Consider the following 21,965-nt stretch of genomic DNA (forward strand, 5'->3'; position numbering starts at 1 on the left):
ACACAATAACATAAAATAACATACTAAAAAGCAAAAAAATTGACACAAAAAAAGCAGGTTTTATGCGGCCTGCAAGGTATTTTTCGATTATTCAACTGTCAAACTCCCGCGTTTATGACAGCCTGCCTGCAAAGGGCTATGTAATCCTTGATGGAGCCTTGATAGACAGCAGAGATGCAAAAAGCCGCGCATTGACAAACAACGGGATACAACCTATAATATATAGGATTATGTGCGGCGTTTTGGGAGAACGGCCCGCGAGTATGCAGGATGGGAGAAAAATCGGACTGGTTTTCCGTATATTCCGTCCAAAAACGCTGAGAAATACAAGAAGGTCCGCGGATAAGCAGCGGGCCCAGGAGGGAACAGATGAAACAGTATGGCGTAAATGAACTTCGCAGAATGTTTTTGGAATTTTTTGAGAGCAAGGGACATCTGGTGATGAAGAGCTTTTCTCTCGTGCCTCACAATGACAAGAGCCTTCTGCTGATCAATTCCGGTATGGCTCCGCTGAAGCCTTATTTTACAGGAGCAGAGATTCCGCCCCGCAGGCGTGTGACTACCTGCCAGAAATGTATCCGTACCGGCGATATCGAAAATGTAGGAAAGACAGCCCGCCACGGCACCTTCTTTGAGATGCTGGGCAATTTCTCCTTCGGAGATTATTTTAAGAAGGAGGCAATTACCTGGACCTGGGAGTTCCTGACCGAGGTAGTGGGACTGGATCCGGACCGCCTGTATCCGTCTGTCTATCTGGACGACGACGAGGCGTTTGATATCTGGAATAAGGAGATTGGAATTCCTGCAGAGCGGATCTTCCGCTTCGGCAAGGAGGACAACTTCTGGGAGCATGGCGCAGGTCCCTGCGGCCCCTGTTCCGAGGTTTACTATGACAGAGGAGAGAAGTATGGCTGCGGCAAGCCGGGCTGTACGGTAGGCTGCGACTGCGACCGTTACATGGAGATCTGGAACGATGTATTTACCCAGTTCGACAATGACGGACACAACCACTACACAGAGCTGGAGCAGAAGAACATCGATACAGGCATGGGCCTGGAGCGCCTGGCCAGCGTAGTGCAGGACGTAGATTCCATCTTTGATGTGGATACCGTGAGAGCGCTCCGTGATAAGGTCTGTGAGTTCGCTCATACAGAATATAAGACAGATGAGACGAAGGACGTTTCCATTCGTCTGATTACCGACCATATCCGTTCCGCGACCTTTATGATTTCCGACGGAATCATGCCGACGAATGAGGGACGCGGCTATGTGCTGCGCCGTCTGATCCGCCGTGCAGCCCGTCATGGACGTCTGCTCGGCATCGAGGGCAAGTTCCTGGCGCGCTTGAGCGAGAGCGTAATCGAGGGCTCCAAGGACGGTTATCCGGAGCTGGATGAGAAGAGAGCCTTTATCTTCAAGGTGCTTGATCAGGAGGAAGAGAAGTTTAATAAGACCATCGATCAGGGCCTGAATATTCTGGCAGAAATGGAAGCCCAGATGCAGGCGAAGGGAGAAAAGACTCTTTCCGGAGAAGATACCTTCAAGCTGTATGATACCTATGGATTCCCGGTGGATCTGACAAAGGAGATTCTGGAAGAAAAGGGAATGTCCGTGGACGAGGAAGGCTTTAAGGCTGCCATGGAAGAGCAGCGTGTGAAGGCAAGAGAGGCCCGCGCTGTGACGAACTATATGGGTGCGGACGCTACGGTCTACGATGAGATTGATCCGAATGTCACCACAGAGTTTGTGGGCTATGATAAGCTGACTCATGAGTCTGAGATTACAGTTTTGACCACAGATACTGAAGTAGTAGAGGCTCTGACAGACGGCCAGACAGGTACCATCTTTGTAAAGGAAACCCCGTTCTATGCCACCATGGGCGGACAGCAGGGTGATACCGGCGTGATCCGCAGCGCGGACGGTGAGTTTGAGGTACAGGATACCATCAAGCTGCTGGGTGGCAAGGTAGGCCATGTGGGACGTGTGACGAAGGGCATGTTCAAGGTGGGTGACAAGGTGAATCTGGAGGTGGCTTCCAAGAAGCACGCAGATACCTGCAAGAATCACAGTGCGACACACCTTCTCCAGAAGGCGCTGAAGACAGTGCTTGGCGACCATGTGGAGCAGAAGGGCTCTCTGGTTACGCCGGACAGACTGCGTTTTGACTTCTCACACTTTGAGGCCATGACGGCAGAGGAGATTGAGAAGGTAGAGAATATCGTAAATCAGGAGATTCAGGCAGCGCTTCCTGTTGTGACAGATATCATGAGCATCGAAGAAGCGAAGAAGACAGGAGCCATGGCTCTCTTTGATGAGAAATATGAAGAGAAGGTACGTGTGGTTTCCATGGGAGACTTCTCCAAGGAGCTCTGCGGCGGAACCCATGTGTCCAACACAGCCCAGATCATGGTCTTCAAGATTGTATCTGAGGCGGGAATCGCGGCAGGTGTACGCCGTATCGAGGCTCTGACAGGCGACGGCGTGTTTGCATATTATAAGGAGATTGAGCAGCAGCTTCATCAGGCGGCGAAAACTGCGAAGACGACGCCGGCAGGACTGAATGAGAAAATTGAGCATCTGCAGGCAGAGATTAAGGAGCTGCACAGCGAGAACGAGTCTTTAAAGAGCAAGATGGCGAAGGATGCTCTGGGCGACGTGATGAATCAGGTGCAGGAGATTGGCGGCGTCAAGGTTCTGGCAGCCAGAGTAGACGGCGTGGATATGAACGGTCTGCGGGATCTGGGTGACCAGTTGAAGGAGAAGCTGGGCGAAGGCGTTGTCGTGCTGGCAAGCGCCGTAGACGGCAAGGTAAGCCTGATGGCGACGGCTACAGACGGAGCCCAGAAGAAGGGCGCTCACGCCGGAAACCTGATCAAGGCTGTTGCAGGCCTTGTAGGCGGTGGCGGCGGCGGCCGGCCGGGCATGGCCCAGGCCGGCGGCAAGAATCCGGACGGCATCGACGCGGCGATTGCGAAGGTGGCCGAGGTGGCTGCAGAACAGATAAAATAAGTTATAAAAGAAAAGCAGCATTTGGGGAGCAGCAGGCAATTCCTGAATAAAGAGCAGGAGGCACCTTTGAAGCGTGGATATGGCTTCAGGGCGCCTCCATTTTCTTGATTGTTTTTCGGGGATCTGTTTCCAGGACTGTGTGAAACGGCAGCGGTTCAACTGGTGCAGAGATCTGGAAAAATTTCTTCAGTAACGGCATGTTTTTGTTACCTTTTCTCTTTCTGAAACGTGTTATAAGTGAAAGGCCTTTTAAAGCAGTAAAGAAAACCGAGGAACCGTTTATGAGACAATCGCTGGAGGAACTGATTGCATGTCATCAGAAAAGTCTGTACACGGCGGCGTTCAGTGTCTGCAGAAACGTGGATGACGCAAATGACGTGGTGCAGGATACATTCATTCAGTATTATACATCTAAAAAACAATTTCGTGACAAGGAGCACCTGAAAGCCTGGCTGCTGCGGGTGGCAATTAACCGGGCCAGGGATATTTCCCGATCGTTCTGGAAAAGGAACCGGATTTCCATAGAAGAATGTATGGAGGAAATTCCTTTTGAGAACCAGGAAGAGCATGATCTGCTTGAAACAGTCATGAAGCTTCCTGAAAAATATCGGGAGGTGATTCATCTGTATTATTACGAAGAGCTTTCAGTAAAAGAAATTTCCGAAATTCTCCGAATCACGGAAGGCAGCGTAAAAATGAGGTTGTCCAGAGGACGGAAATTCCTGCGGGACGTAGTTAAGGAGGAAGAATCATGATGGACAAAGAACAGTATAAAAAGACTTTTGACACAGTGGCTTCCTTCGGAATGGAACCTTTGGAGGTACGCAGAATTATGAAAAATTCAAGAAAACATGCTTATATGAATAAGATTGCAGCAGCGGCAGCCGTAGTGGCTGTACTTGCAGGCAGCACGGGAGTGGCATACGCGGCAAATGTCGGCGGCATCCAGCGCACCCTTCAGCTCTGGCTTCATGGCGATCAGACGAACGCTGAGCTTGTCATTAATGAAAACGGAGAGTACAGCGCTGTTTATCAGCTTGAGGATGGTTCGACTGAGACCCGTTCGGGCGGCGGCATAGCCATAGAGGCGGACGGCACAGAGCGCCCGCTCACGGAAGAAGAGATTATGGCTCAGCTCTTCATGCCGGAGGTGGAATATAAGGATGACGGAACCGTCTGGGTCTATTATTACGATCAGAAGATCGACGTCACAGATTTATTTGAAGACGGTGTCTGCTATGTGAAGCTCGTAAATGGGGACGAAACTCTCTACATGACGATCGAGTATGACAATGGCTATTCTGTGAGCAGCGATAAATATCCGGAGCCGGAGAGCTTCAATTAAATCCGGAAATCCGGCAGAAATTGCTCAGAAAAATCCAGGCTTGATCTTTCTCTGTGATTCCATTATGCTGAAGGTAACAGTATTATAAATACAGGAAGGAATTACATTGCACATGTATGATTATCTAATCGTCGGAGCAGGCCTTTATGGCGCTGTATTTGCAAGGCAGGCAAAGGAACGGGGAAAGACAGTCCTGGTCATTGATAAAAGGCCGCATATCGCCGGAAATGTCTATACAGAAGAGGTGGAAGGCATTCAGGTGCATCAGTATGGAGCTCACATCTTTCATACGAATAACCGGCAGGTATGGGAGTATGTGAACCGGTTTGCGGAATTCAACCGTTTCACGAACTCGCCGGTGGCGAACTATCACGGGGAGCTTTATTCCCTTCCCTTTAATATGTACACCTTCAATAAAATGTGGGGTGTGGTGACACCGCAGGAGGCAGCTGAAAAAATCGAGGAGCAGAAAAAGGCTGCGGGGATCACAGAGCCAGAGAATCTGGAGGAGCAGGCCATCAGTCTGGTAGGTACGGACATTTATGAGAAGCTGGTGAAGGGCTATACCGAGAAGCAGTGGGGACGGCCCTGCACAGAGCTTCCGGCCTTTATCATCAAGCGTCTTCCGGTGCGTTTTACCTTTGATAACAACTATTTCAATGCGCTGTATCAGGGGATACCAGTGGGCGGCTATACCGGAATGGTGCAGAGGATGCTGGATGGCATTGAGGTGCGCCTGGGTGTGGATTATCTGGAACAGAAGGAGGAGCTGGAATGGCTCGCCCGGAAGGTGGTATATACAGGGCCTATTGACGCCTATTTCGGATACCGCCTGGGATATCTGGAGTATCGTTCGGTGCGGTTTGAAACCGAGGTGCTGGACACCCCGAATTTCCAGGGAAATGCAGCAGTCAATTACACGGATCGGGAGACTCCGTGGACGAGAATCATTGAGCATAAATGGTTTGAGTTTGGCAGGGCTGCGGATGGCAGTGAGCTTCCGAAAACTGTGATTAGCCGGGAATATTCTTCTGAGTGGAAGCCGGGCGGCGAACCCTATTATCCGGTCAACGATGAGAAGAATGGGAAGCTGTATGCGGAATATGAGAAGCTGGCCGCACAGGAGGACAAGGTGATTTTCGGAGGCCGGCTGGGCGAATATAAGTACTATGATATGGATGCGGTGATTGCCAGCGCACTTGCGAGGGTGGAAGAAGAGCTGTCAGTGAAATAGGAAAAGGCAGAGAAGAAAACTGCAGAGAAGAAAAAAGCAGAGAAGGAAAACAGCAGGGACCGGTAACAGGCGGAAAATGATATCTGCCAGTTCGCAGGTGCCCTGCTGTATTTTGATGCCTGAGGCAGTCAGGGGGAGTATGCTCCGCACGAAATACCTTTACATTTAAAACAGAAGAAATCAGAAAAAAAGAAATCAGAACAGCTAGAATAAAAGAAAAAAGGCATATATTTCCGACTCTACATCCGATTGATGAATTGCTCGACAGTTTGAACCTGACGCGCCAGAAGAAACCAGCGTTTTAGCTGAAAAAAATTTTTCTGATCAAGGATTTTTTCCTGAACTCCAAGAGGAATTCTTCCATAATCAGATAAAGTTTCCAAAATACATTCTGCTTTCGCCTCCGCCATCCCGAGTTCACGGGCTTCGGCGTGAAAAAGGCAGCAGGTGTCTCTGCGAAAAGCAGGCTTCAATTCCATTCGTTTCCCTCCTTTCCCTGGCGTGGATTTTGTACAGAAGGGGTATGTGCCAGAGCAGCGCTCGATTGCGACATGCCTCGTATACGGAAGCTCCCGATAAAAGGGATTCGTTCTATATGGATATTATAAATGGCTTAAAACGTAAAATCAAGTAAAAAAATGGAAGAGACAAATTCAGACAATAAAAGATAAAAGGCAGACAAAGGAGTGTTGGGGAGAAAGTATGATGAAGACAAACAGGGACGCTGGGATACCTGATAATTCCGCGTCCCCTGTTTGTTGTTGATAATTTTAAGATTTATGGAACCGGATGCTCGGAAGGCTACTTCAACTCGCCTACAGCTGGCTGAAAATACAGTGACAGAGTATCTTCCATGCGGTAGATGGCTGCCGCGAAGCCGTCAGCGTTCCATTTCCAGTTCTGGCTTCCTGCTTCTGAGGATTCGCCGTCAAAGACAGGCTCTGTACCCATCAGCTCTGTAACTCTGCCCACCCATGTTTCAGTCTCTTCATCGGTTACGGCGCGCTCTCCGCTGACGATCCAGACGGAAACAGCCTCTACGATGCCGTCCTCACTGCAGGTGGTATACATATTGTATTCTCCGCCGTAAAGATTTACATGGAAAATACGTCCGATGAAAAACTGCTTGTCTTCTGTCCAGTTTTCTTCCCCTCCTCCAAACATATCAGCGGTTTCCTCGTCAGACATTCCCGGAAGAGCTTTCAGCTGTGCGAGATCTGCTTCTGCGGTTTCCGGGGCCGGTCCTTGGGCAGTACAGCCGCCGAGAAACAGAAGGGTGATGCTCACTGCTAAAATGATGTTCCATTTTTTCATTTGATTCAGCTCCTTTCCTGTGGAGGAGTATCCCGGTAGTTGATTTTCCTGGATTTTCCTTGCTATATAATATGGACGTTTTACACAGAAGAAAAGTTTCGAAAAAACGGAAATAATTCCGGTTTCAGATTCCTATCAGCCTTTCTGCCTTTCTTCGGGTGAAAATCTGTAACCTGGTATATGCATGTTCCCCAAAAAATACAACAATAAAATGGACAATCATCAGTCATTATGTTACAATCAACTATGTATGAAGATATCATAAACGCCTTGCCAGGGCTGCCTTCAGTTTACAAGGCCACACACGTTTTCGGAACGGGCTTTCCGGAGGCCGGAAGTGTGTATGCTCTTGTAAACTGAAGGTAAAAATAAGGAGGAAAAAACAAATGGCTAGAAAAATGAAGACCATGGATGGAAACCATGCAGCGGCGCATGTATCCTATGCGTACTCCGACGTTGCAGCTATCTATCCGATTACCCCTTCATCCGTAATGGCGGAAGCCACAGATGAGTGGGCCACACAGGGAAGAAAGAACATCTTCGGACAGACCGTACAGGTAACCGAGATGCAGTCTGAGGCTGGTGCAGCAGGTGCCGTACACGGCGCGCTGGCAGCAGGTGCTCTGACGACTACATTTACTGCATCCCAGGGTCTGCTGCTGATGATTCCGAACCTGTATAAGGTTGCCGGCGAGCAGCTTCCGGGTGTATTCAATGTATCTGCCCGTGCTCTTGCAAGCCATGCACTTTCTATTTTCGGAGATCACTCCGACGTGTACGCATGTCGCCAGACTGGAGCTGCTATGCTCTGCGAGTCCAGCGTACAGGAGGTTATGGACCTGACTCCGGTTGCTCACTGCGCAGCGATCAAGGGAAAGATTCCGTTTATCAACTTCTTCGACGGATTCCGTACCTCCCATGAGATTCAGAAGATCGAGACCTGGGATTATGAAGATCTGAAGGACCTGGTAGACATGGATGCCATCGACGCATTCCGTAGAAACGCGCTGAATCCGGAGCATCCCTGCGAGAGAGGTTCCGCTCAGAACCCGGATATCTTCTTCCAGGCAAGAGAGGCATGCAACCCCTACTACGATGCAATGCCCGCTATCGTACAGGAGTACATGGACAAGGTTAACGCAAAGATCGGTACAAACTACAAGCTGTTCAACTATTACGGAGCAGAGGACGCAGAGCATGTAATCGTTGCTATGGGTTCTGTCTGCGACACCATCGAGGAGACTATCGACTACCTGATGGCAGCAGGCGAGAAGGTCGGCGTTGTAAAGGTACGTCTGTATCGTCCGTTCAGCGCAGAGGCTCTGGTAGCTGCGATTCCGGAGACGGTAAAGAAGATTACAGTTCTTGACAGAACCAAGGAGCCGGGAGCTCTCGGAGAGCCGCTGTACCTGGATGTAGTAGCAGCTCTGAAGGGAACGAAGTTCCATGACACACCGGTATACACCGGACGTTACGGCCTTGGTTCCAAGGACACCACTCCTGCTCAGATCGTTGCTGTATACCACAACGACAGCAAGGAGAAGTTCACCATCGGTATCGTGGATGATGTGACCGGACTTTCTCTGGAAGTAGGCGCTCCCATCGTTACGACTCCGGAAGGAACCATCAACTGCAAGTTCTGGGGACTTGGCGCAGACGGTACGGTAGGCGCGAACAAGAACTCCATCAAGATCATCGGTGACAACACTGACATGTATGCTCAGGCTTACTTCGATTATGACTCCAAGAAGTCCGGCGGTGTGACCATGTCCCACCTTCGTTTCGGAAAGAGCCCGATTAAGTCTACATACCTGATCCACAAGGCAAACTTTGTAGCATGCCACAATCCATCCTATGTACGCAAGTACAACATGGTACAGGAGCTGGTAGACGGCGGAACCTTCCTGCTGAACTGCCCCTGGGATATGGAAGGACTGGAGAAGCATCTGCCGGGCCAGGTAAAGAGCTTTATCGCGAACCACAACATTAAATTCTACGTGATCGACGGTATCAAGATCGGTAAGGAGATCGGACTTGGCGGACGTATCAATACGGTTCTTCAGTCTGCGTTCTTCAAGCTGGCGAACATCATTCCGGAGGAGCAGGCTATTACGCTTATGAAGGCTGCCGCAAAGGCTACCTACGGAAGAAAGGGCGATGCCATCGTTCAGATGAACTACGACGCTATCGACGCAGGCGCAAAGCAGGTAGTAGAGGTTACTGTTCCGGAGAGCTGGAAGAATGCGGCTGACGAGGGACTTGACTTCACACATGCAGAAGGCGCGCGCAAGGACGTTGTAGATTTTGTAAACAACGTACAGGCAAAGGTAAACGCTCAGGAAGGAAATACTCTTCCGGTATCTGCGTTCAAGGATTATGTGGACGGCACGACTCCCAGCGGTTCCTCCGCTTATGAGAAGCGCGGCATCGCAGTGGATATCCCGATCTGGAATCCGGAGAACTGTATCCAGTGTAACCGCTGCTCCTATGTCTGCCCGCACGCTGTTATCCGTCCGGTAGCTCTGACAGAGGCTGAGGCTGCTGCGGCTCCCGAAGGAATGAAGCTGCTTCCGATGACCGGAATGGCAGATTACAAGTTCTCTATCGCTATCTCTGCTCTTGACTGTACCGGATGCGGCTCCTGTGCAAATGTCTGCCCGGGCAAGAAGGGCGCAAAGGCTCTGGCTATGGAGAACATGGAAGCAAACCAGGGCGAGCAGAAGTACTTCGACTATGCCGTTACACTTCCGGAGAAGGCAGATGTCATTGCGAAGTTCAAAGAGGCTACTGTAAAGGGAAGCCAGTTCAAGACTCCGCTGCTTGAGTTCTCCGGCGCATGCGCAGGCTGCGGCGAGACTCCGTACGCGAAGCTGATCACTCAGCTCTTCGGAGACAGAATGTATATTGCAAACGCAACAGGATGCTCCTCTATCTGGGGTAACTCTTCACCGTCCACACCGTACACGGTAAATCAGAAGGGACATGGTCCTGCATGGTCCAACTCCCTGTTTGAGGACGCCGCAGAGTTCGGTTACGGCATGAGCCTGGCTCAGCGCGCTGTAAGAGGCGGACTGAAGTCCAAGGTTGAGGCTCTGATGGAGAAGGCAAATGATGATGTAAAGGCAGCAGCTCAGGAATGGCTGGATACCTACAATGTAGGAGCAACCAACGGCGCTGCTACAGATAAGCTGGTAGCTGCTCTTGAGGCATGCGGCTGCGACGAGGCGAAAGAGATTCTGAAGGATAAGGATTTCCTGTCCAAGAAGTCTCAGTGGATCTTCGGCGGCGACGGCTGGGCATATGATATCGGATTCGGCGGTGTAGACCATGTTCTGGCAAGCGGACAGGATGTAAACGTAATGGTATTCGATACCGAGGTTTACTCCAACACAGGCGGACAGTCCTCTAAGGCTACTCCGACCGGCGCGGTTGCTCAGTTCGCTGCAGGCGGTAAGGACGTGAAGAAGAAAGACCTGGCTTCCATCGCAATGAGCTATGGCTATGTATATGTGGCTCAGATCGCTATGGGCGCTGACTACAATCAGTGCGTAAAGGCGATTGCAGAGGCAGAGGCTTATCCGGGACCGTCCCTGATCATCGCTTACGCTCCGTGTATCAACCACGGCATCAAGAAGGGCATGAGCAAGGCTCAGACCGAGGAAGAGCTGGCTGTAAAGGCCGGATACTGGCACTGCTTCCGCTTCAACCCGGCTGCTCCGGCAGAGGGCAAGAGCGCGTTCACGCTGGACAGCAAGGAGCCCACTGGAGACTATCAGGAGTTCCTGGACGGCGAGGTGCGTTATAACTCCCTGAAGCGTGCAAATCCGGAGAGAGCAGCGAAGCTGTTCGCACAGTCCGAGGCTTCCGCAAAGGCTCGTTACGAGTACCTGAAGAAGCTGGGCGATCTGTATATGCCGACCACAGTGGAAGAATAAATACGATATCCATCAAGCCTGTCTGATTCCTGGACAGGCTTGGAGAAAAAAGGATCCCGTATCAATGGGGTCCTTTTTTTGAACAGAAATTGTCAGAAGCTGAAGTGTTTAAAAAATAAAAATCAGAAAAAATTCCATCTCATGTCATTTTATACTTGACATTTTGCCTGAGAATAACTATAATAAATTTAGAATTATTCTAAAGGATGTGAGCGCTTATGACAAAATATGAAAAGCAAATCTATGAGATTGTCAATAAGCTTGCCGGTCATCTGACGGCGGATCAGATTTTTACAGAGCTCAAAAAAATTTACCCGTCTGTTTCGCTGGCTACTATATATAATAATTTGAATAAGCTGTGCGAAGCGGGGCTGATACGGAAGGTTTTGATAGAAGGCTCACCTGACCGGTATGACCGGATTGCGAAGCATGATCATCTGGTCTGCACAAAATGTGGAAGGCTTACAGATATCTGTTTTGAGGATTTGACGGCTTCGTTAAAGGAGCAGCTTGGCAGCAGCTTCTTTGCCTATGATTTGAAGGTCTTTTATATCTGTCCGGAGTGCCGGGATCTATCTGCTGCGGGAAACGCTATGCAGCATGTATATAGATAAAATCAGCAGGAGAAAGGAGAATGCGAATGAGATATGTCTGTTCTGTGTGCGGGTACATTTATGACGAGGGAAGAGAAAAGCAGGCCTTTTCAGAGCTTCCTGATTCGTGGAGATGTCCCGTATGCAAAGCAGCCAAGGCTGTGTTTGTTCCCGAGAGCGGAGGGAATGAGCCTAAGGCTGCAGCAGCTCCAGTTCGGTCAGAGGCAGCAGAGGCAGCAAAGTCTGCCGGTATTTCTCAGGTGGAAACGCCACTGGCTGGCGGTCCGTCTTCGGCAGGGGAAGGACTGGTAAAGCTGTCGGCGGGGGAGCTGTCGGCGCTCTGTTCCAATCTGGCCCGCGGCTGCGAAAAGCAGTACAGGGAGCATGAAGCCGCTTTGTTCCGGGAGCTGGCAGATTACTTTGCGGCTGTGACGCCTGCGGTTCCGGATGCTGATACAGCCGGCCTGGCGGCACTGCTTCAACAAGATCTGGAGGAAGGCTATCCGGCTGTGAACGCTGCCGCTGACGCTGCCGGAGACCGCGGCACCAAGCGTGTCTGCGTATGGGGAGAAAGGGTTACCAATATGCTGAGCTCTCTGCTTGCCCAGTATCAGCAGGAGGGAGAGGCTCTTCTTGCAGATACGGAGATCTGGGTCTGCACAGTCTGCGGCTTTACTTATGTGGGGGATAATCCTCCTGAGCTTTGTCCGGTATGCAAAGTCCCTGCATGGAAATTTGAAAAAATGGAAGGGAGGGATTCGGCATGAAACAGATAGCAGTAAGAAATCTGCGCCTGTGCACGAAGGACTGCCTGTGTCTTTATGTCTGTCCTGTGGGAGCCACGGACACAGAGAACAGCATCATTGATGTAAATAAGTGCCTTGGCTGCGGGACGTGCGCGGCTGCCTGTCCAAGCGCAGCTATATCCATGGTGCCGGTGGAGTATCCGCCTCAGCAGAAGAAGGAGAAAGAGGTGCTGGCGGCGTCTTTTGCTCTGGCAAAGAATAAAGCGAAGCAGGAAAAGACGGCGATGCAGCTTGCCGAAGCGGCAAAAGAAGACGGCCTGTACCGTTTGATGACAGCTGTGGCCAAATCCACCCGCCTGGTTCATGAGGATCTTCTGCGGGAGTCTGGCTACATGCTGCCCCAGAGCGCCAATACCCATAAGCTTTTGGAGGAGCTTATCGCAAATCCTCCTACAGCGGAATTTCCGGCAGAGGCTGCAAGAAAGCTGCTGGAGCTGATTCCCTGCAATGAAACAAAGAAAATAAGCAAAGAAAATGAAGAGAGAAAGGAAGAAAACAAGATGAGCAAATATGCTGGAACACAGACAGAAAAGAACCTGGAGGCTGCTTTCGCCGGAGAATCTCAGGCACGCAACAAGTATACATACTTTGCGTCTGTAGCAAAGAAGGAAGGCTATGAGCAGATTGCAGCGCTGTTCCTGAAAACCGCTGACAACGAGAAGGAGCATGCGAAAATGTGGTTTAAGGAGATGAACGGTATCGGTGATACCGCTGAAAATCTGCTTCATGCAGCAGAAGGCGAGAACTATGAGTGGACTGATATGTATGACGGCTTTGCCAAGACTGCTGAGGAAGAGGGCTTCCCGGAGCTGGCGGCAAAATTCCGCCTGGTAGCTGCTATTGAGAAGCACCATGAGGAGCGTTACCGCGCGCTGCTTCACAATGTGGAGATGGCGGAAGTGTTCGCGAAGAGCGAGGTAAAGGTATGGGAGTGCCGCAACTGCGGACACATTGTTGTAGGAACCTCCGCTCCGGAGATTTGCCCGACCTGCGCGCATCCGCAAAGCTACTTTGAGGTTCATGCCGAGAATTACTAAGATTGTAAAAACGCGGGAAAATCATAAAGAGGGCTGAAAGGCTGTAAGAACAGGGAGGCTGCTTTTGGGGCGGCCTCCCTGTCTCAGGCTCAGAGCTTATCAGAAGCTTTGACAGCCTGTTTCAGGCTCTGGCATTGTTTCAGGCTGGAATCTCATCCCGAAGGGTTTTTTTCAAAAGCCTCCGGCAGTATTTTTCCAAAAGCCCAAGGGTGTTTCGGATGTCCTCCTTCGTGGTTTCCGGATGGATGAAGCAGAGCCGCAGCACCTTTTTCCCATTCAGCTCCGTCGTGAAGACGCCAGCATATCCGCTGGATACGATCTGCTTTGAAATCTGCAGATTCAGGGAATCCTTTTCCTCCTCTGACAGTTCCTTGGGGCTGAAGCGGAAATTGATCACGGCCATCTGTGCCGGGGAGAGAATTTCCGTCTCCGGAATCCGGGCAAGAAGCTGTTCTGCGTATTCGGCCATCTCAAAGCCATGGTCGATGGATGCGGCTATAGCGCCGCTTCCCATGACCTGGAGCGTGAGCCAGAGCTTGAGTCCGCGGGCCGGGCGGGTCAGCTCCGGACCGAGATTCCACGGATTCAGGTATTCCTCCTCCAGCTCCAGATCCTTCAGGTATTCAGGGTGGGCATGGAAGCTGTTTGCCAGATTCTTTCGATCCCGTACCAGAACCATGCCGCAGCCATAGGTTTGGAACAGCCATTTATGCGCGTCCCAGCTCAGGCTGTCAGCCAGCTCGATTCCGCTCAGAAGGTCTCTGTGACGGCCGGAAAGGAGCACGGAGGCGCCAAAAGAGCCGTCTACATGCATCCACAGGTGATAACGGCGGCAGATGGCTGCGATCTCAGAAAGCGGATCGACGCTGCCGGTATTGGTAGTTCCGGCGCTTGCGATGACGGTGAACGGAAGCAGTCCTCTGTCAAGATCTTTTTGTATGGCAGCTTCCAGAAGCGCAGTATTCATCCGGAAATTTCTGTCTGTGGGAAGGCACCGGATTCTGTCTGTGGAGATGCCGATCAGGTGAAGGCTCTTGGCTACAGAGGAATGAGTCTGCTCTGATACATAGGCGACGCCCCGGCTCCAGTCCGGTTCCGAAAGGAGAGCGTCCCTTGCGGAGGCAAGGGCGGTCATATTTGCCATAGAACCCCCCGAGACAAAAAGCCCTCCGGCTGTTCCGGGGAAGCCTGCGCTGTCACAGAGCCAGCGGATCAGTTCGTTTTCGGTCTGGCAGCCCCGGGGAAAATTGGCCAGGCTGCCGGCGTGGCGGTTGTATGCCGAGGTCATGATATCCCCGAGCCAGGAAAGGCGGGAGGCAGTGCTGGGAACAAAGCCGAAAAACCGGGGGTGGCTGGTTTCATAACCATAGGTGAAGATCTCATTTTTCAGCTCCCGTATTACTTCTTCCAGGGAGCGCCCTTTCTCCGGAACTACAGAGCGCGCTGCATTCTGCTCCGGGTTTTCCAGGCCGTCTGCCGTAAGCTCCCGGACAGCCGGACATTGGGAAAGAGCGCTGTTTTCTGACAAAAATTCATGGATAAAGGTTTGAGTGATTTTTTCAAAAGACGGTTCAGTCTGTGTATGTATTCTGGTGGTCATTTGTATGCTCCTCATCTGGCATGTTATCTGCGTGTTTCAGCGGGCCCTGCTTGACGCCTTCTGCTGACTATAGTAACATGAAAACAGATATATGTTAAATTTATGATTTTTATATTTACATCAATAAATTTCATAGGTGAAGAAAATGGAGTTTAAAAACATTACAACATTTTTGAAGGTGGCTGAGCTTCGAAATTTTTCGAAGGCAGCGGAAAAGCTGGGATATTCCCAGTCGGCGGTGACGATTCAGATTCAACAGCTGGAGCATGAGCTGGGCGTACAGCTTTTTGAGAGGATAGGAAGGGGAGCGGCGCTGACGGAAGAGGGGCAAAGCTTTGTGTTTTATGCCAATGAGATTCTGGGAGCGGCAGAAAAAGCCAGAGACAGCATACGGAAAGGGCGGGGAGGAGCAGGACCGCAGGATATCACAGGGCAGCTTCGGATTGGAAGTGTGGAATCGGTTGCGACGGCTCTTCTGCCAGGCCTTTTGATGAGATATCATGAGATTTGTCCAGGAGTAGAGATCGTTGTGCAGACCTCCGGAAGGGATGAGCTTCTGGAAAAGGTCCGAAGCAACCGCCTGGATCTGTTTTTCAATCTGGAGGCAAAGGCCCAGTATCCGGGAATGGAACGGAGGCTTCTGAAGAAAGAAAGGATCATTTTCATAGCTCCGGCTGACGAAAAAGCGGCTGGCTCCTGGATGGACAGCCGGCTGAGGAAAGGAAAACTCAGTGCGCATTCCATAAGCAGCTTTCCTTTTGTGCTTACAGAGCGGGGGGAAAGCTACCGCTATGAGCTGGAGAGGATTCTGGCAGAGTCAGATGTGGAGCTTCGGGCACAGCTGGAGATTGCGAATACGGAGACGATTGTGCACATGGTGGAGAAGGGCTTCGGACTTTCCTTTCTTCCGGCATTCTCGGCGGAACGGGCTATAAAGGCCGGAACCGTGCTTGAGGCGGCGACAGAGCTTCCTTTGGTTTATATGTGGCTCCAGCTTTTTTATCATAAAAATAAGTGGCTCTCTCCGCAGATGGAGGCGTTTTTGAAAGTGACGGAGAAATATTTCGGATAGAGTCAGGAGGGAAGCTCCAGGCTGAGGCATGGGCTTTTGGGTAAGCAGAGATTATACTGGGGGACGAATATGAAAGGAAAGCTTTTCACAGGTCTGGCGGCGCTTCTGTGCTTCGCGGCTTTAAGCGCCTGTAGCCAGGGAAGAAACGGCGGGGAAGAGAGCGTTTTGCAGCAAAGCGTTTCGAAGCTTTTTAAAAAAGAGACGCAGGCAAGGCTTACAGAGATCGAAAAGGAACGGAGCAGCGCAGTGCTCACTCGGATAGACGCAGTTCCCGTGCCTGGCGAAAATGGAAGCCTGGATTTTGGAGGGCTGAAGCTTCGCCTTCCAGAGGGAGTGACAGCGGCCTTGTGGGAAGGAAAGGGTGTCAATCCAGAGCATGGAGTGGTACTGGAGCTTGCAGGCGCTGAGCCGGAGGAATACGTGCTGCCGCCTCTTGTCTGTCTGGAGCAGTATCGGGCGGAATATGCGGGAGAGCTTTCTCTGGCAGCGGCCATATTGAAGGAGCTTCAAGGGGATGAGCTCGTCCGGCGCTATGCGGATGAAAAAGCTGGAATTTACACGTTTCAGCTGACAAAGGAGAGCTTTACCTGTTATCTGCTGGTGCGTGGAGGGGAGGCTTATGCGCTCTGGGAGATCACGAGCGAATCTGACTACAGCATCGGAGATTTGCTGCAGAAGGGAAGAGTCTGCTGGGACACACAGGAAAATGCATGGAAGGAAGCAAAACAGGAAAAGGTGAAATATGGGATGGCAGAGATTGAGCCGGGCTTTTCTCTTGTGTTCTGCCTGCCGTCCGGGGAAGGCATTGGAGAAGAGAACAGGCTTTGGCTGTACCGGGAAGGAAAATTTGCGGTTCCTGTTCAGAAGCTGGAAAGCAGGCTCCTGCCGGAAATTCATGATTTTGTAGATGTGAATGGAGACGGCGCTCTTGATTTAAGGCTTGTCCCGGAAGATCCATACGGCAGACAGGGCAGGGAAAGCTTTTATATCTGGAACCGGGAAAAACAGCTTTATGAGCCTGAGGATATAGCAGCTGAGGATTGGGAGGCGGCCAGGAAGGAATACGACAATCCTTTGACAGAATCCTGGGAGACAGTATCCGAAGGCGTATGGGAAAGCCCTGCGGATGGGCTGCCGGAGGAAGAAAAGGAGAGTCTTCGGATTCCGCAGGCGCTGCTGGATGAAATCAGCATAGCCTTCCAGGAGAGGCGTGAACTGGAAGTCCTCAAAGCCATGACAGATGACAGAATGCTCAGTGACGAGGAAGTAAGGGAGCTTGGAGCAGAAGATATGGAAATCCGCCTGGAGCTTACAGGCAGCAAGGGGCTGTATGCAGGAGTGCTGGAGATGCCCTACGCGGTCATGGAAGCGGATCTGGATAACGATGGAATTTTAGATCTCTGGATGGAAACGAACGAGGGAGGGAGCGCAGGATACCGAAGCTGCAGCTTTTTTCAGGGACAGGCAGACGGTTCTTACCAGATGACGTATCGGACTCTGCATGACAAGGAAGAGGTGGCGGCGATATGCTTTGAGGGGAAGTATTATCTCTGCCGTACTGCTTATGACTACGGCCTGAAACAGTATCATGGTGTGGATTTATACTGCTATGAGGAAGGCAGCTGTGTGGAGCAGGCGTCTGTGAGGATGACAGAAGAGGGGTATCAGGTGGAGGTGGCGCAGTGTACGGATTCCCGCTGGGAGGCGCTGGCGGAGCAGACGGCCTCCCGGAGCGCGCAGCTCCGGAGACAGGCGGACAGCTGGGAGAATTGGACGGGCAGCGCAGAACAGGAAGCCGGGGAGGAAGATCTGTATATCTGTGATCTGGATAACGACGGGACAGAGGAGGAGTATGAGAAATATGTCTGGATGACCAGCAGCGATCACAGCTTTAATCATCTTTCCTTCGTCTGCGAGGGCCATGAGCTTCTGGAGGAGATGATCTGGAGTGGAGAAGGCTTCCCTCTGATGCTTTGGGCGGATGAGGCAGACGGGCAGAACATCCTCCAGGTTCTGACGATTACAGGTATCTATGATTATGAAATTGACGCTTATCTGGTGACCGGCACAGAGTATGAGCGGATCTATCGCGTTACCGGCACAGCTGAGATAGGGACAGAGCAGGAAAGGAAGGTATTTATAGACGGAAATAAAGGGGAGTAACCAAAGCCTGGCGCAGAGGATATAGACAGGGACTTGCCATACAACCTGTTTTCCGCTATAATTGAGAAAACTCCCGCGCGGATCTGCGCGGGATTCCTATGGCCTTTAGTCCTTAGGCAGAATAAAATTATGAGGAGGTAACGGAATGAAAAAAGACGACAGAAACGTAGACGAGAAGGTTCAGAAGCTGGTGGAATACAGCATGAAGTCCGGCAAGATTGATGTGGATCTCTATGCGGAATATGACGTAAAGAGAGGACTTCGCGATTCCTCCGGAAAAGGCGTTCTGACAGGCCTTACGGAGATTTCAGACGTAGTTTCCTTTGGATATATAGATGGAGAAAAGGTTCCGATCGACGGCGAGCTTTATTATCAGGGCGTTAATGTAGAGGATCTGGTACGCGGAGAGGCAAACCGGCGCTTTGCCTTTGAGGAGACGACCTACCTGCTTTTGTTTGGAAAGCTTCCCACAAAAGCACAGCTTCGGGAATTTATCGACATCCTTGGCGTTTACCGGGAACTGCCGGATACCTTTGTGCGGGATGTTATTATGAAGGCTCCCAGCTCCAACATGATGAACACGCTGCAGAAAAGCGTGCTGACCATGTATTCTTACGATCCGAAGCCGGAGGATATCTCTGTGGGCAATGTGCTGCGCCAGTCTCTGCAGCTGATAGCGCAGTTTCCTCTGTATTCGGTTTATGGCTACCATGCGTACCGCCATTATCATCTGGATAAGAGCCTTATTATCCGGAATCCGAAGCCGGAGCTTTCTACGGCTGAGAATATCCTGCGGCTTCTGCGTAAGGACGGACAGTATACAGAGCTGGAAGCGAAGGTTCTGGATGTGGCGCTGGTACTCCATGCAGAGCATGGCGGCGGAAACAACTCGACCTTTACGACCCATGTGGTATCTTCCACAGGAACAGACACCTATTCAGCGATTGCTGCCTCTTTGGGCTCCCTGAAGGGCCCCAAGCACGGCGGCGCGAATCTGAAGGTACAGGAGATGTTCGCAGATATCAAGCAGCATGTAACCAACTGGAGGGATGAGACGCAGATTCAGTCTTATCTGGAGCGGATACTGCGCAAGGAGGTGTTCGATCACGCAGGCCTGATTTATGGAATGGGCCACGCGGTATATACGGAATCAGATCCCCGTGCTGTGATTCTGAAAGAATATGCGAGAAGGCTGTCGGAGGAAAAGGGCACGGAGGAAGAATTCGGGCTTTACGAGCGTGTAGAGAGAATCGCCGGAGAGTGCCTGATGTCCGGCCGCAGGCTTTTAAAGCCTGTCTGCGCCAACGTCGACTTTTACAGCGGCTTTGTATACAGCATGCTGGATCTTCCGGATGAGCTGTTTACGCCGATTTTCGCCATATCGCGTATTTCAGGCTGGTGCGCGCACCGCATCGAGGAGCTGGTAAACGCAGGAAAGATTATCCGTCCGGCCTATAAATATGTGGGACATCATGTACCCTATGTGGATCTGGATGAGAGAGAATAAAAAAAGAGAGAATACCGGCGGCCGGGAAAGCGTATGCTTCCGGCCGCCGTTTGGCTGTCTGTATCTGGGAATAGGTAGCATAAATCCTGCTTCATCTGCTTACAATTTAGTAATTGCAGTATGATAGAAGAGGGATTATATGAAAAAAATTCTGGCCCTGTTCCTGGCTTTTTCTGTGTCCCTGCAGATTTTCGGCTTTTCCGTGTATGCCTCTGATTCGGGAGAAGAGACGGCAGAGACGCAGGAGCTGACAGAGGAAGGCGCAGCACAGGCATTCACGGCGGAGGAATTGGCAGAAGGGAGTGCAGCGGAAACGCCTTCAGAGGAAGTGCAGGATTCTCTTGGCATCACGGCTCCGTCAGCTATCCTGATGGAAGCGTCTACAGGGACGGTAGTTCTGGAAAAGAACCCCCATGAACAGCTTCCTCCGGCCAGCGTCACAAAAATCATGACGCTGCTTCTGATTTTTGACGCCCTGTCCCAGGGAAAGATCCGCCTGGAAGACACGATAACAACCTCTGCCTACGCGGCGTCCATGGGCGGCTCCCAGGTTTTCCTGGAGGAGGGGGAGACCCAGAACGTGGAGACGATGATTAAGTGTATCGCCGTAGCTTCTGCAAACGATGCGTCGGTGGCGATGGCGGAACATATTGCCGGGACGGAGAGTCTGTTTGTGGATATGATGAACGAGAGGGCGAAGGAGCTGGGCATGAATGACACGCACTTTGTCAACTGCTGCGGCCTGGATACGGACGGTCATCTGACGTCGGCCTATGATATCGCTCTGATGTCACGGGAGCTTATTACAAAATATCCTCAGATCCATACATATTCTACGATCTGGATGGAAAATATTACCCATACTACGAAGCGGGGAACAGAGGAATTCGGCCTGACCAATACAAATAAGCTGATCCGCCAGTATCCCTATGCTACCGGTCTGAAGACAGGATCTACCAGTCTGGCGAAATATTGCGTCTCTGCCACAGCGGAGAAGGACGGCATCGAGCTGATTGCGGTCGTGATGGCTGCGCCGGATCCGGCGGGAAGATTCGCGGATGCTACGGCGCTTCTGAATTACGGCTATGCCAAATGCAGCCTTTATCAGGATTTGGAGGAGCAGCCCCTGGTCACAGTTCCTGTCCGCGGCGGCGTGCAGGAGGAGGTTCTGGGCGAATACGATGGAACCTTTTCCTATCTGAGCACGACAGGCGAGGATCTGACGGCTGTGGAAAAGAAGTGGTACGCAGTGCCGGAGCTTACAGCCCCGGTGGAAGAGGGACAGGAGATTGGAAAGCTGACCTATACGCTTGGGGGGCAGGAAATTGGCAGCATTTCGATTCTGGCAGGAAGCGCGGTGGAAAAGGCCGGTTACGGGCATTATCTGGGGAAGGCTTTTCAATATCTGCTTTTGTAAATTAAGAGGTAAAGGAATAAAGGATGAGGCTTACGAGGATCCACGAAATGTTCAGATATCGTCGACAGCCTCACCCTTTACCTTGCAATCCCCCAGATTTTGTGTTACTCTGTTCACATGTCTGATTTTAGAATCTTTGAATACGAAATAAATACGGCAAAGCTGCCGGCCGGGACCAAAGGACCGGTTTTCTGTATGCTTGCGGATCTGCATAATAAGAGCTACGGGGAGGAAAATGTCCGCCTGGCGGAAGCGATCCTTGCACGCAGGCCGGATGCGGTTCTTGTGGCGGGCGATCTTGTGACAGGGCATCCCGGAGAAGCTTTCCTTCCGGCAGCGGCGCTTCTGCGCCGCCTGAGAGCGGAGGGACTGCCGGTTTTTTATGGAAATGGGAATCACGAATACCGGATGCGCCTTCATCCGGAGGCCTATGGAAATTTGTATATAGAATACACAAAGACGCTTCGGGACTGCGGTGTGATCCTTTTGGAAAATAAAAAGGCTTCTTTTGAGGCAGGGGGGCTTTCCATGGAGATCTATGGCTTCGAGCTGGACGAACTTTATTATCGGAAATTCTGCCGGGCCAGCCTCCAGGAAGAAGAGATAGAAAAAGCTCTCGGAACGCCGGATGAGAAGCGCTACAATATTCTGCTGGCGCACAATCCGGTCTATTTTCACGCTTACGCGCGCTGGGGCGCGGATTTGACGGTGTCCGGGCACCTGCACGGAGGAATCATCCGGATTCCCGGGATCGGCGGCGTCATTACGCCTCAGGCCAGGCTGTTTCCGAGGTACGATGCCGGCCAGTTCCGCTTTGAGGGGAAGGATCTGGTGGTGAGCCGGGGACTGGGAACTCATACGGTAAATCTGCGTATTTTTAATCCGCCTGAGCTGTCGGTGATACGGCTGAAAGGAAAGTAAACAGAAAGGGAG

General features: G+C 51.3%; 16 protein-coding genes and 1 pseudogene. 14 read left to right on the top strand and 3 right to left on the bottom strand.

Annotated features, from left to right (window positions below):
* Positions 1 to 369 precede the first annotated feature (369 nt).
* The 4 genes from alaS to glf all read left to right on the top strand — a co-directional run bounded on the left by alaS (position 370) and on the right by glf (position 5,588).
* Entirely contained in the window at positions 370 to 3,009 is a 2,640-nt protein-coding gene (gene alaS / locus B5E77_RS14545; RefSeq protein ID WP_087166084.1) for an alanine--tRNA ligase, read from the top strand.
* Between the two features lie 281 nt (positions 3,010 to 3,290).
* Entirely contained in the window at positions 3,291 to 3,764 is a 474-nt protein-coding gene (locus B5E77_RS14550) for an RNA polymerase sigma factor (protein ID WP_087166085.1), read from the top strand.
* On the top strand, positions 3,761 to 4,354 hold the full coding sequence (locus tag B5E77_RS14555; protein WP_087166086.1) for a hypothetical protein: 594 nt from the start codon (positions 3,761 to 3,763) through the stop codon (positions 4,352 to 4,354). The genes B5E77_RS14550 and B5E77_RS14555 overlap by 4 nt, the downstream gene beginning before the upstream one ends.
* A 112-nt stretch (positions 4,355 to 4,466) precedes the next feature.
* Positions 4,467 to 5,588 carry a UDP-galactopyranose mutase gene (gene glf / locus B5E77_RS14560; protein WP_087166087.1) on the top strand — a complete coding sequence of 374 codons (1,122 nt, stop codon included), beginning with the start codon at positions 4,467 to 4,469 and terminating at the stop codon, positions 5,586 to 5,588.
* Between the two features lie 239 nt (positions 5,589 to 5,827).
* Here glf and B5E77_RS14565 read toward each other — a convergent pair whose 3' ends face one another.
* Both B5E77_RS14565 and B5E77_RS14570 read right to left on the bottom strand, forming a co-directional pair.
* Complete coding sequence (locus tag B5E77_RS14565) at positions 5,828 to 6,067, bottom strand: hypothetical protein (RefSeq protein WP_087166088.1); 240 nt, start codon at positions 6,065 to 6,067, stop codon at positions 5,828 to 5,830.
* Between the two features lie 322 nt (positions 6,068 to 6,389).
* Positions 6,390 to 6,902 (bottom strand): hypothetical protein, encoded by a 513-nt coding sequence (locus B5E77_RS14570; protein WP_087166089.1) that lies wholly within the window; start codon positions 6,900 to 6,902, stop codon positions 6,390 to 6,392.
* Between the two features lie 386 nt (positions 6,903 to 7,288).
* Between B5E77_RS14570 and nifJ the strand changes: the two genes are divergently transcribed.
* The 5 genes and pseudogenes from nifJ (at position 7,289) to rbr (ending at position 13,273) form a co-directional block, all read left to right on the top strand.
* A complete protein-coding gene (nifJ, locus tag B5E77_RS14575) occupies positions 7,289 to 10,837 on the top strand; it encodes a pyruvate:ferredoxin (flavodoxin) oxidoreductase (RefSeq protein ID WP_087166090.1) in 3,549 nt (1,182 codons plus the stop codon).
* 218 nt (positions 10,838 to 11,055) lie between these two features.
* A complete protein-coding gene (locus tag B5E77_RS14580) occupies positions 11,056 to 11,451 on the top strand; it encodes a Fur family transcriptional regulator (RefSeq protein ID WP_087166091.1) in 396 nt (131 codons plus the stop codon).
* A 26-nt stretch (positions 11,452 to 11,477) separates the two neighbouring features.
* Positions 11,478 to 12,197 carry a rubredoxin-like domain-containing protein gene (locus tag B5E77_RS14585; protein WP_087166092.1) on the top strand — a complete coding sequence of 240 codons (720 nt, stop codon included), beginning with the start codon at positions 11,478 to 11,480 and terminating at the stop codon, positions 12,195 to 12,197.
* A pseudogene (locus B5E77_RS17700) lies at positions 12,194 to 12,352 on the top strand (4Fe-4S binding protein); the annotation flags it as partial. The gene B5E77_RS14585 and the pseudogene B5E77_RS17700, both read left to right, overlap by 4 nt.
* A gap of 384 nt (positions 12,353 to 12,736) precedes the next feature.
* Positions 12,737 to 13,273, top strand: coding sequence for a rubrerythrin (gene rbr, locus B5E77_RS17705; protein ID WP_242963760.1), 537 nt, complete (start codon positions 12,737 to 12,739; stop codon positions 13,271 to 13,273).
* A 139-nt stretch (positions 13,274 to 13,412) separates the two neighbouring features.
* Here the strand turns inward: rbr and B5E77_RS14595 are convergent, their stop codons facing one another.
* On the bottom strand, positions 13,413 to 14,873 hold the full coding sequence (locus B5E77_RS14595) for a pyridoxal phosphate-dependent decarboxylase family protein (RefSeq protein WP_087166094.1): 1,461 nt from the start codon (positions 14,871 to 14,873) through the stop codon (positions 13,413 to 13,415).
* 145 nt (positions 14,874 to 15,018) lie between these two features.
* Between B5E77_RS14595 and B5E77_RS14600 the strand changes: the two genes are divergently transcribed.
* From B5E77_RS14600 to B5E77_RS14620, 5 genes are all read left to right on the top strand, one after another.
* A complete protein-coding gene (locus B5E77_RS14600) occupies positions 15,019 to 15,945 on the top strand; it encodes a LysR family transcriptional regulator (protein ID WP_087166095.1) in 927 nt (308 codons plus the stop codon).
* 69 nt (positions 15,946 to 16,014) lie between these two features.
* Positions 16,015 to 18,108, top strand: coding sequence for a hypothetical protein (locus B5E77_RS14605; protein ID WP_087166096.1), 2,094 nt, complete (start codon positions 16,015 to 16,017; stop codon positions 18,106 to 18,108).
* 145 nt (positions 18,109 to 18,253) lie between these two features.
* Entirely contained in the window at positions 18,254 to 19,615 is a 1,362-nt protein-coding gene (locus B5E77_RS14610; protein WP_087166097.1) for a citrate/2-methylcitrate synthase, read from the top strand.
* 139 nt (positions 19,616 to 19,754) lie between these two features.
* Positions 19,755 to 21,032, top strand: coding sequence for a D-alanyl-D-alanine carboxypeptidase family protein (locus B5E77_RS14615; RefSeq protein WP_087166098.1), 1,278 nt, complete (start codon positions 19,755 to 19,757; stop codon positions 21,030 to 21,032).
* Positions 21,033 to 21,227: 195 nt separating this feature from the next.
* Positions 21,228 to 21,953, top strand: a complete 726-nt coding sequence (locus B5E77_RS14620; protein ID WP_162609715.1) for a metallophosphoesterase — start codon at positions 21,228 to 21,230, stop codon at positions 21,951 to 21,953.
* Positions 21,954 to 21,965 lie beyond the last annotated feature (12 nt).

The sequence above is a fragment of the Lachnoclostridium sp. An131 genome (assembly GCF_002160825.1).
Taxonomy (GTDB): Bacteria; Bacillota; Clostridia; order Lachnospirales; family Lachnospiraceae; genus Laedolimicola.

Bases quoted from the DNA above. Each gene is read 5' to 3' on its own strand.
- alaS (WP_087166084.1), top strand. From the start codon at position 370: ATGAAACAGTATGGCGTAAATGAACTTCGCAGAATGTTTTTGGAATTT.
- B5E77_RS14550 (WP_087166085.1), top strand. From the start codon at position 3,291: ATGAGACAATCGCTGGAGGAACTGATTGCATGTCATCAGAAAAGTCTG.
- B5E77_RS14555 (WP_087166086.1), top strand. From the start codon at position 3,761: ATGATGGACAAAGAACAGTATAAAAAGACTTTTGACACAGTGGCTTCC.
- glf (WP_087166087.1), top strand. From the start codon at position 4,467: ATGTATGATTATCTAATCGTCGGAGCAGGCCTTTATGGCGCTGTATTT.
- B5E77_RS14565 (WP_087166088.1), bottom strand. From the start codon at position 6,067: ATGGAATTGAAGCCTGCTTTTCGCAGAGACACCTGCTGCCTTTTTCAC.
- B5E77_RS14570 (WP_087166089.1), bottom strand. From the start codon at position 6,902: ATGAAAAAATGGAACATCATTTTAGCAGTGAGCATCACCCTTCTGTTT.
- nifJ (WP_087166090.1), top strand. From the start codon at position 7,289: ATGGCTAGAAAAATGAAGACCATGGATGGAAACCATGCAGCGGCGCAT.
- B5E77_RS14580 (WP_087166091.1), top strand. From the start codon at position 11,056: ATGACAAAATATGAAAAGCAAATCTATGAGATTGTCAATAAGCTTGCC.
- B5E77_RS14585 (WP_087166092.1), top strand. From the start codon at position 11,478: ATGAGATATGTCTGTTCTGTGTGCGGGTACATTTATGACGAGGGAAGA.
- rbr (WP_242963760.1), top strand. From the start codon at position 12,737: ATGAGCAAATATGCTGGAACACAGACAGAAAAGAACCTGGAGGCTGCT.
- B5E77_RS14595 (WP_087166094.1), bottom strand. From the start codon at position 14,873: ATGACCACCAGAATACATACACAGACTGAACCGTCTTTTGAAAAAATC.
- B5E77_RS14600 (WP_087166095.1), top strand. From the start codon at position 15,019: ATGGAGTTTAAAAACATTACAACATTTTTGAAGGTGGCTGAGCTTCGA.
- B5E77_RS14605 (WP_087166096.1), top strand. From the start codon at position 16,015: ATGAAAGGAAAGCTTTTCACAGGTCTGGCGGCGCTTCTGTGCTTCGCG.
- B5E77_RS14610 (WP_087166097.1), top strand. From the start codon at position 18,254: ATGAAAAAAGACGACAGAAACGTAGACGAGAAGGTTCAGAAGCTGGTG.
- B5E77_RS14615 (WP_087166098.1), top strand. From the start codon at position 19,755: ATGAAAAAAATTCTGGCCCTGTTCCTGGCTTTTTCTGTGTCCCTGCAG.
- B5E77_RS14620 (WP_162609715.1), top strand. From the start codon at position 21,228: ATGCTTGCGGATCTGCATAATAAGAGCTACGGGGAGGAAAATGTCCGC.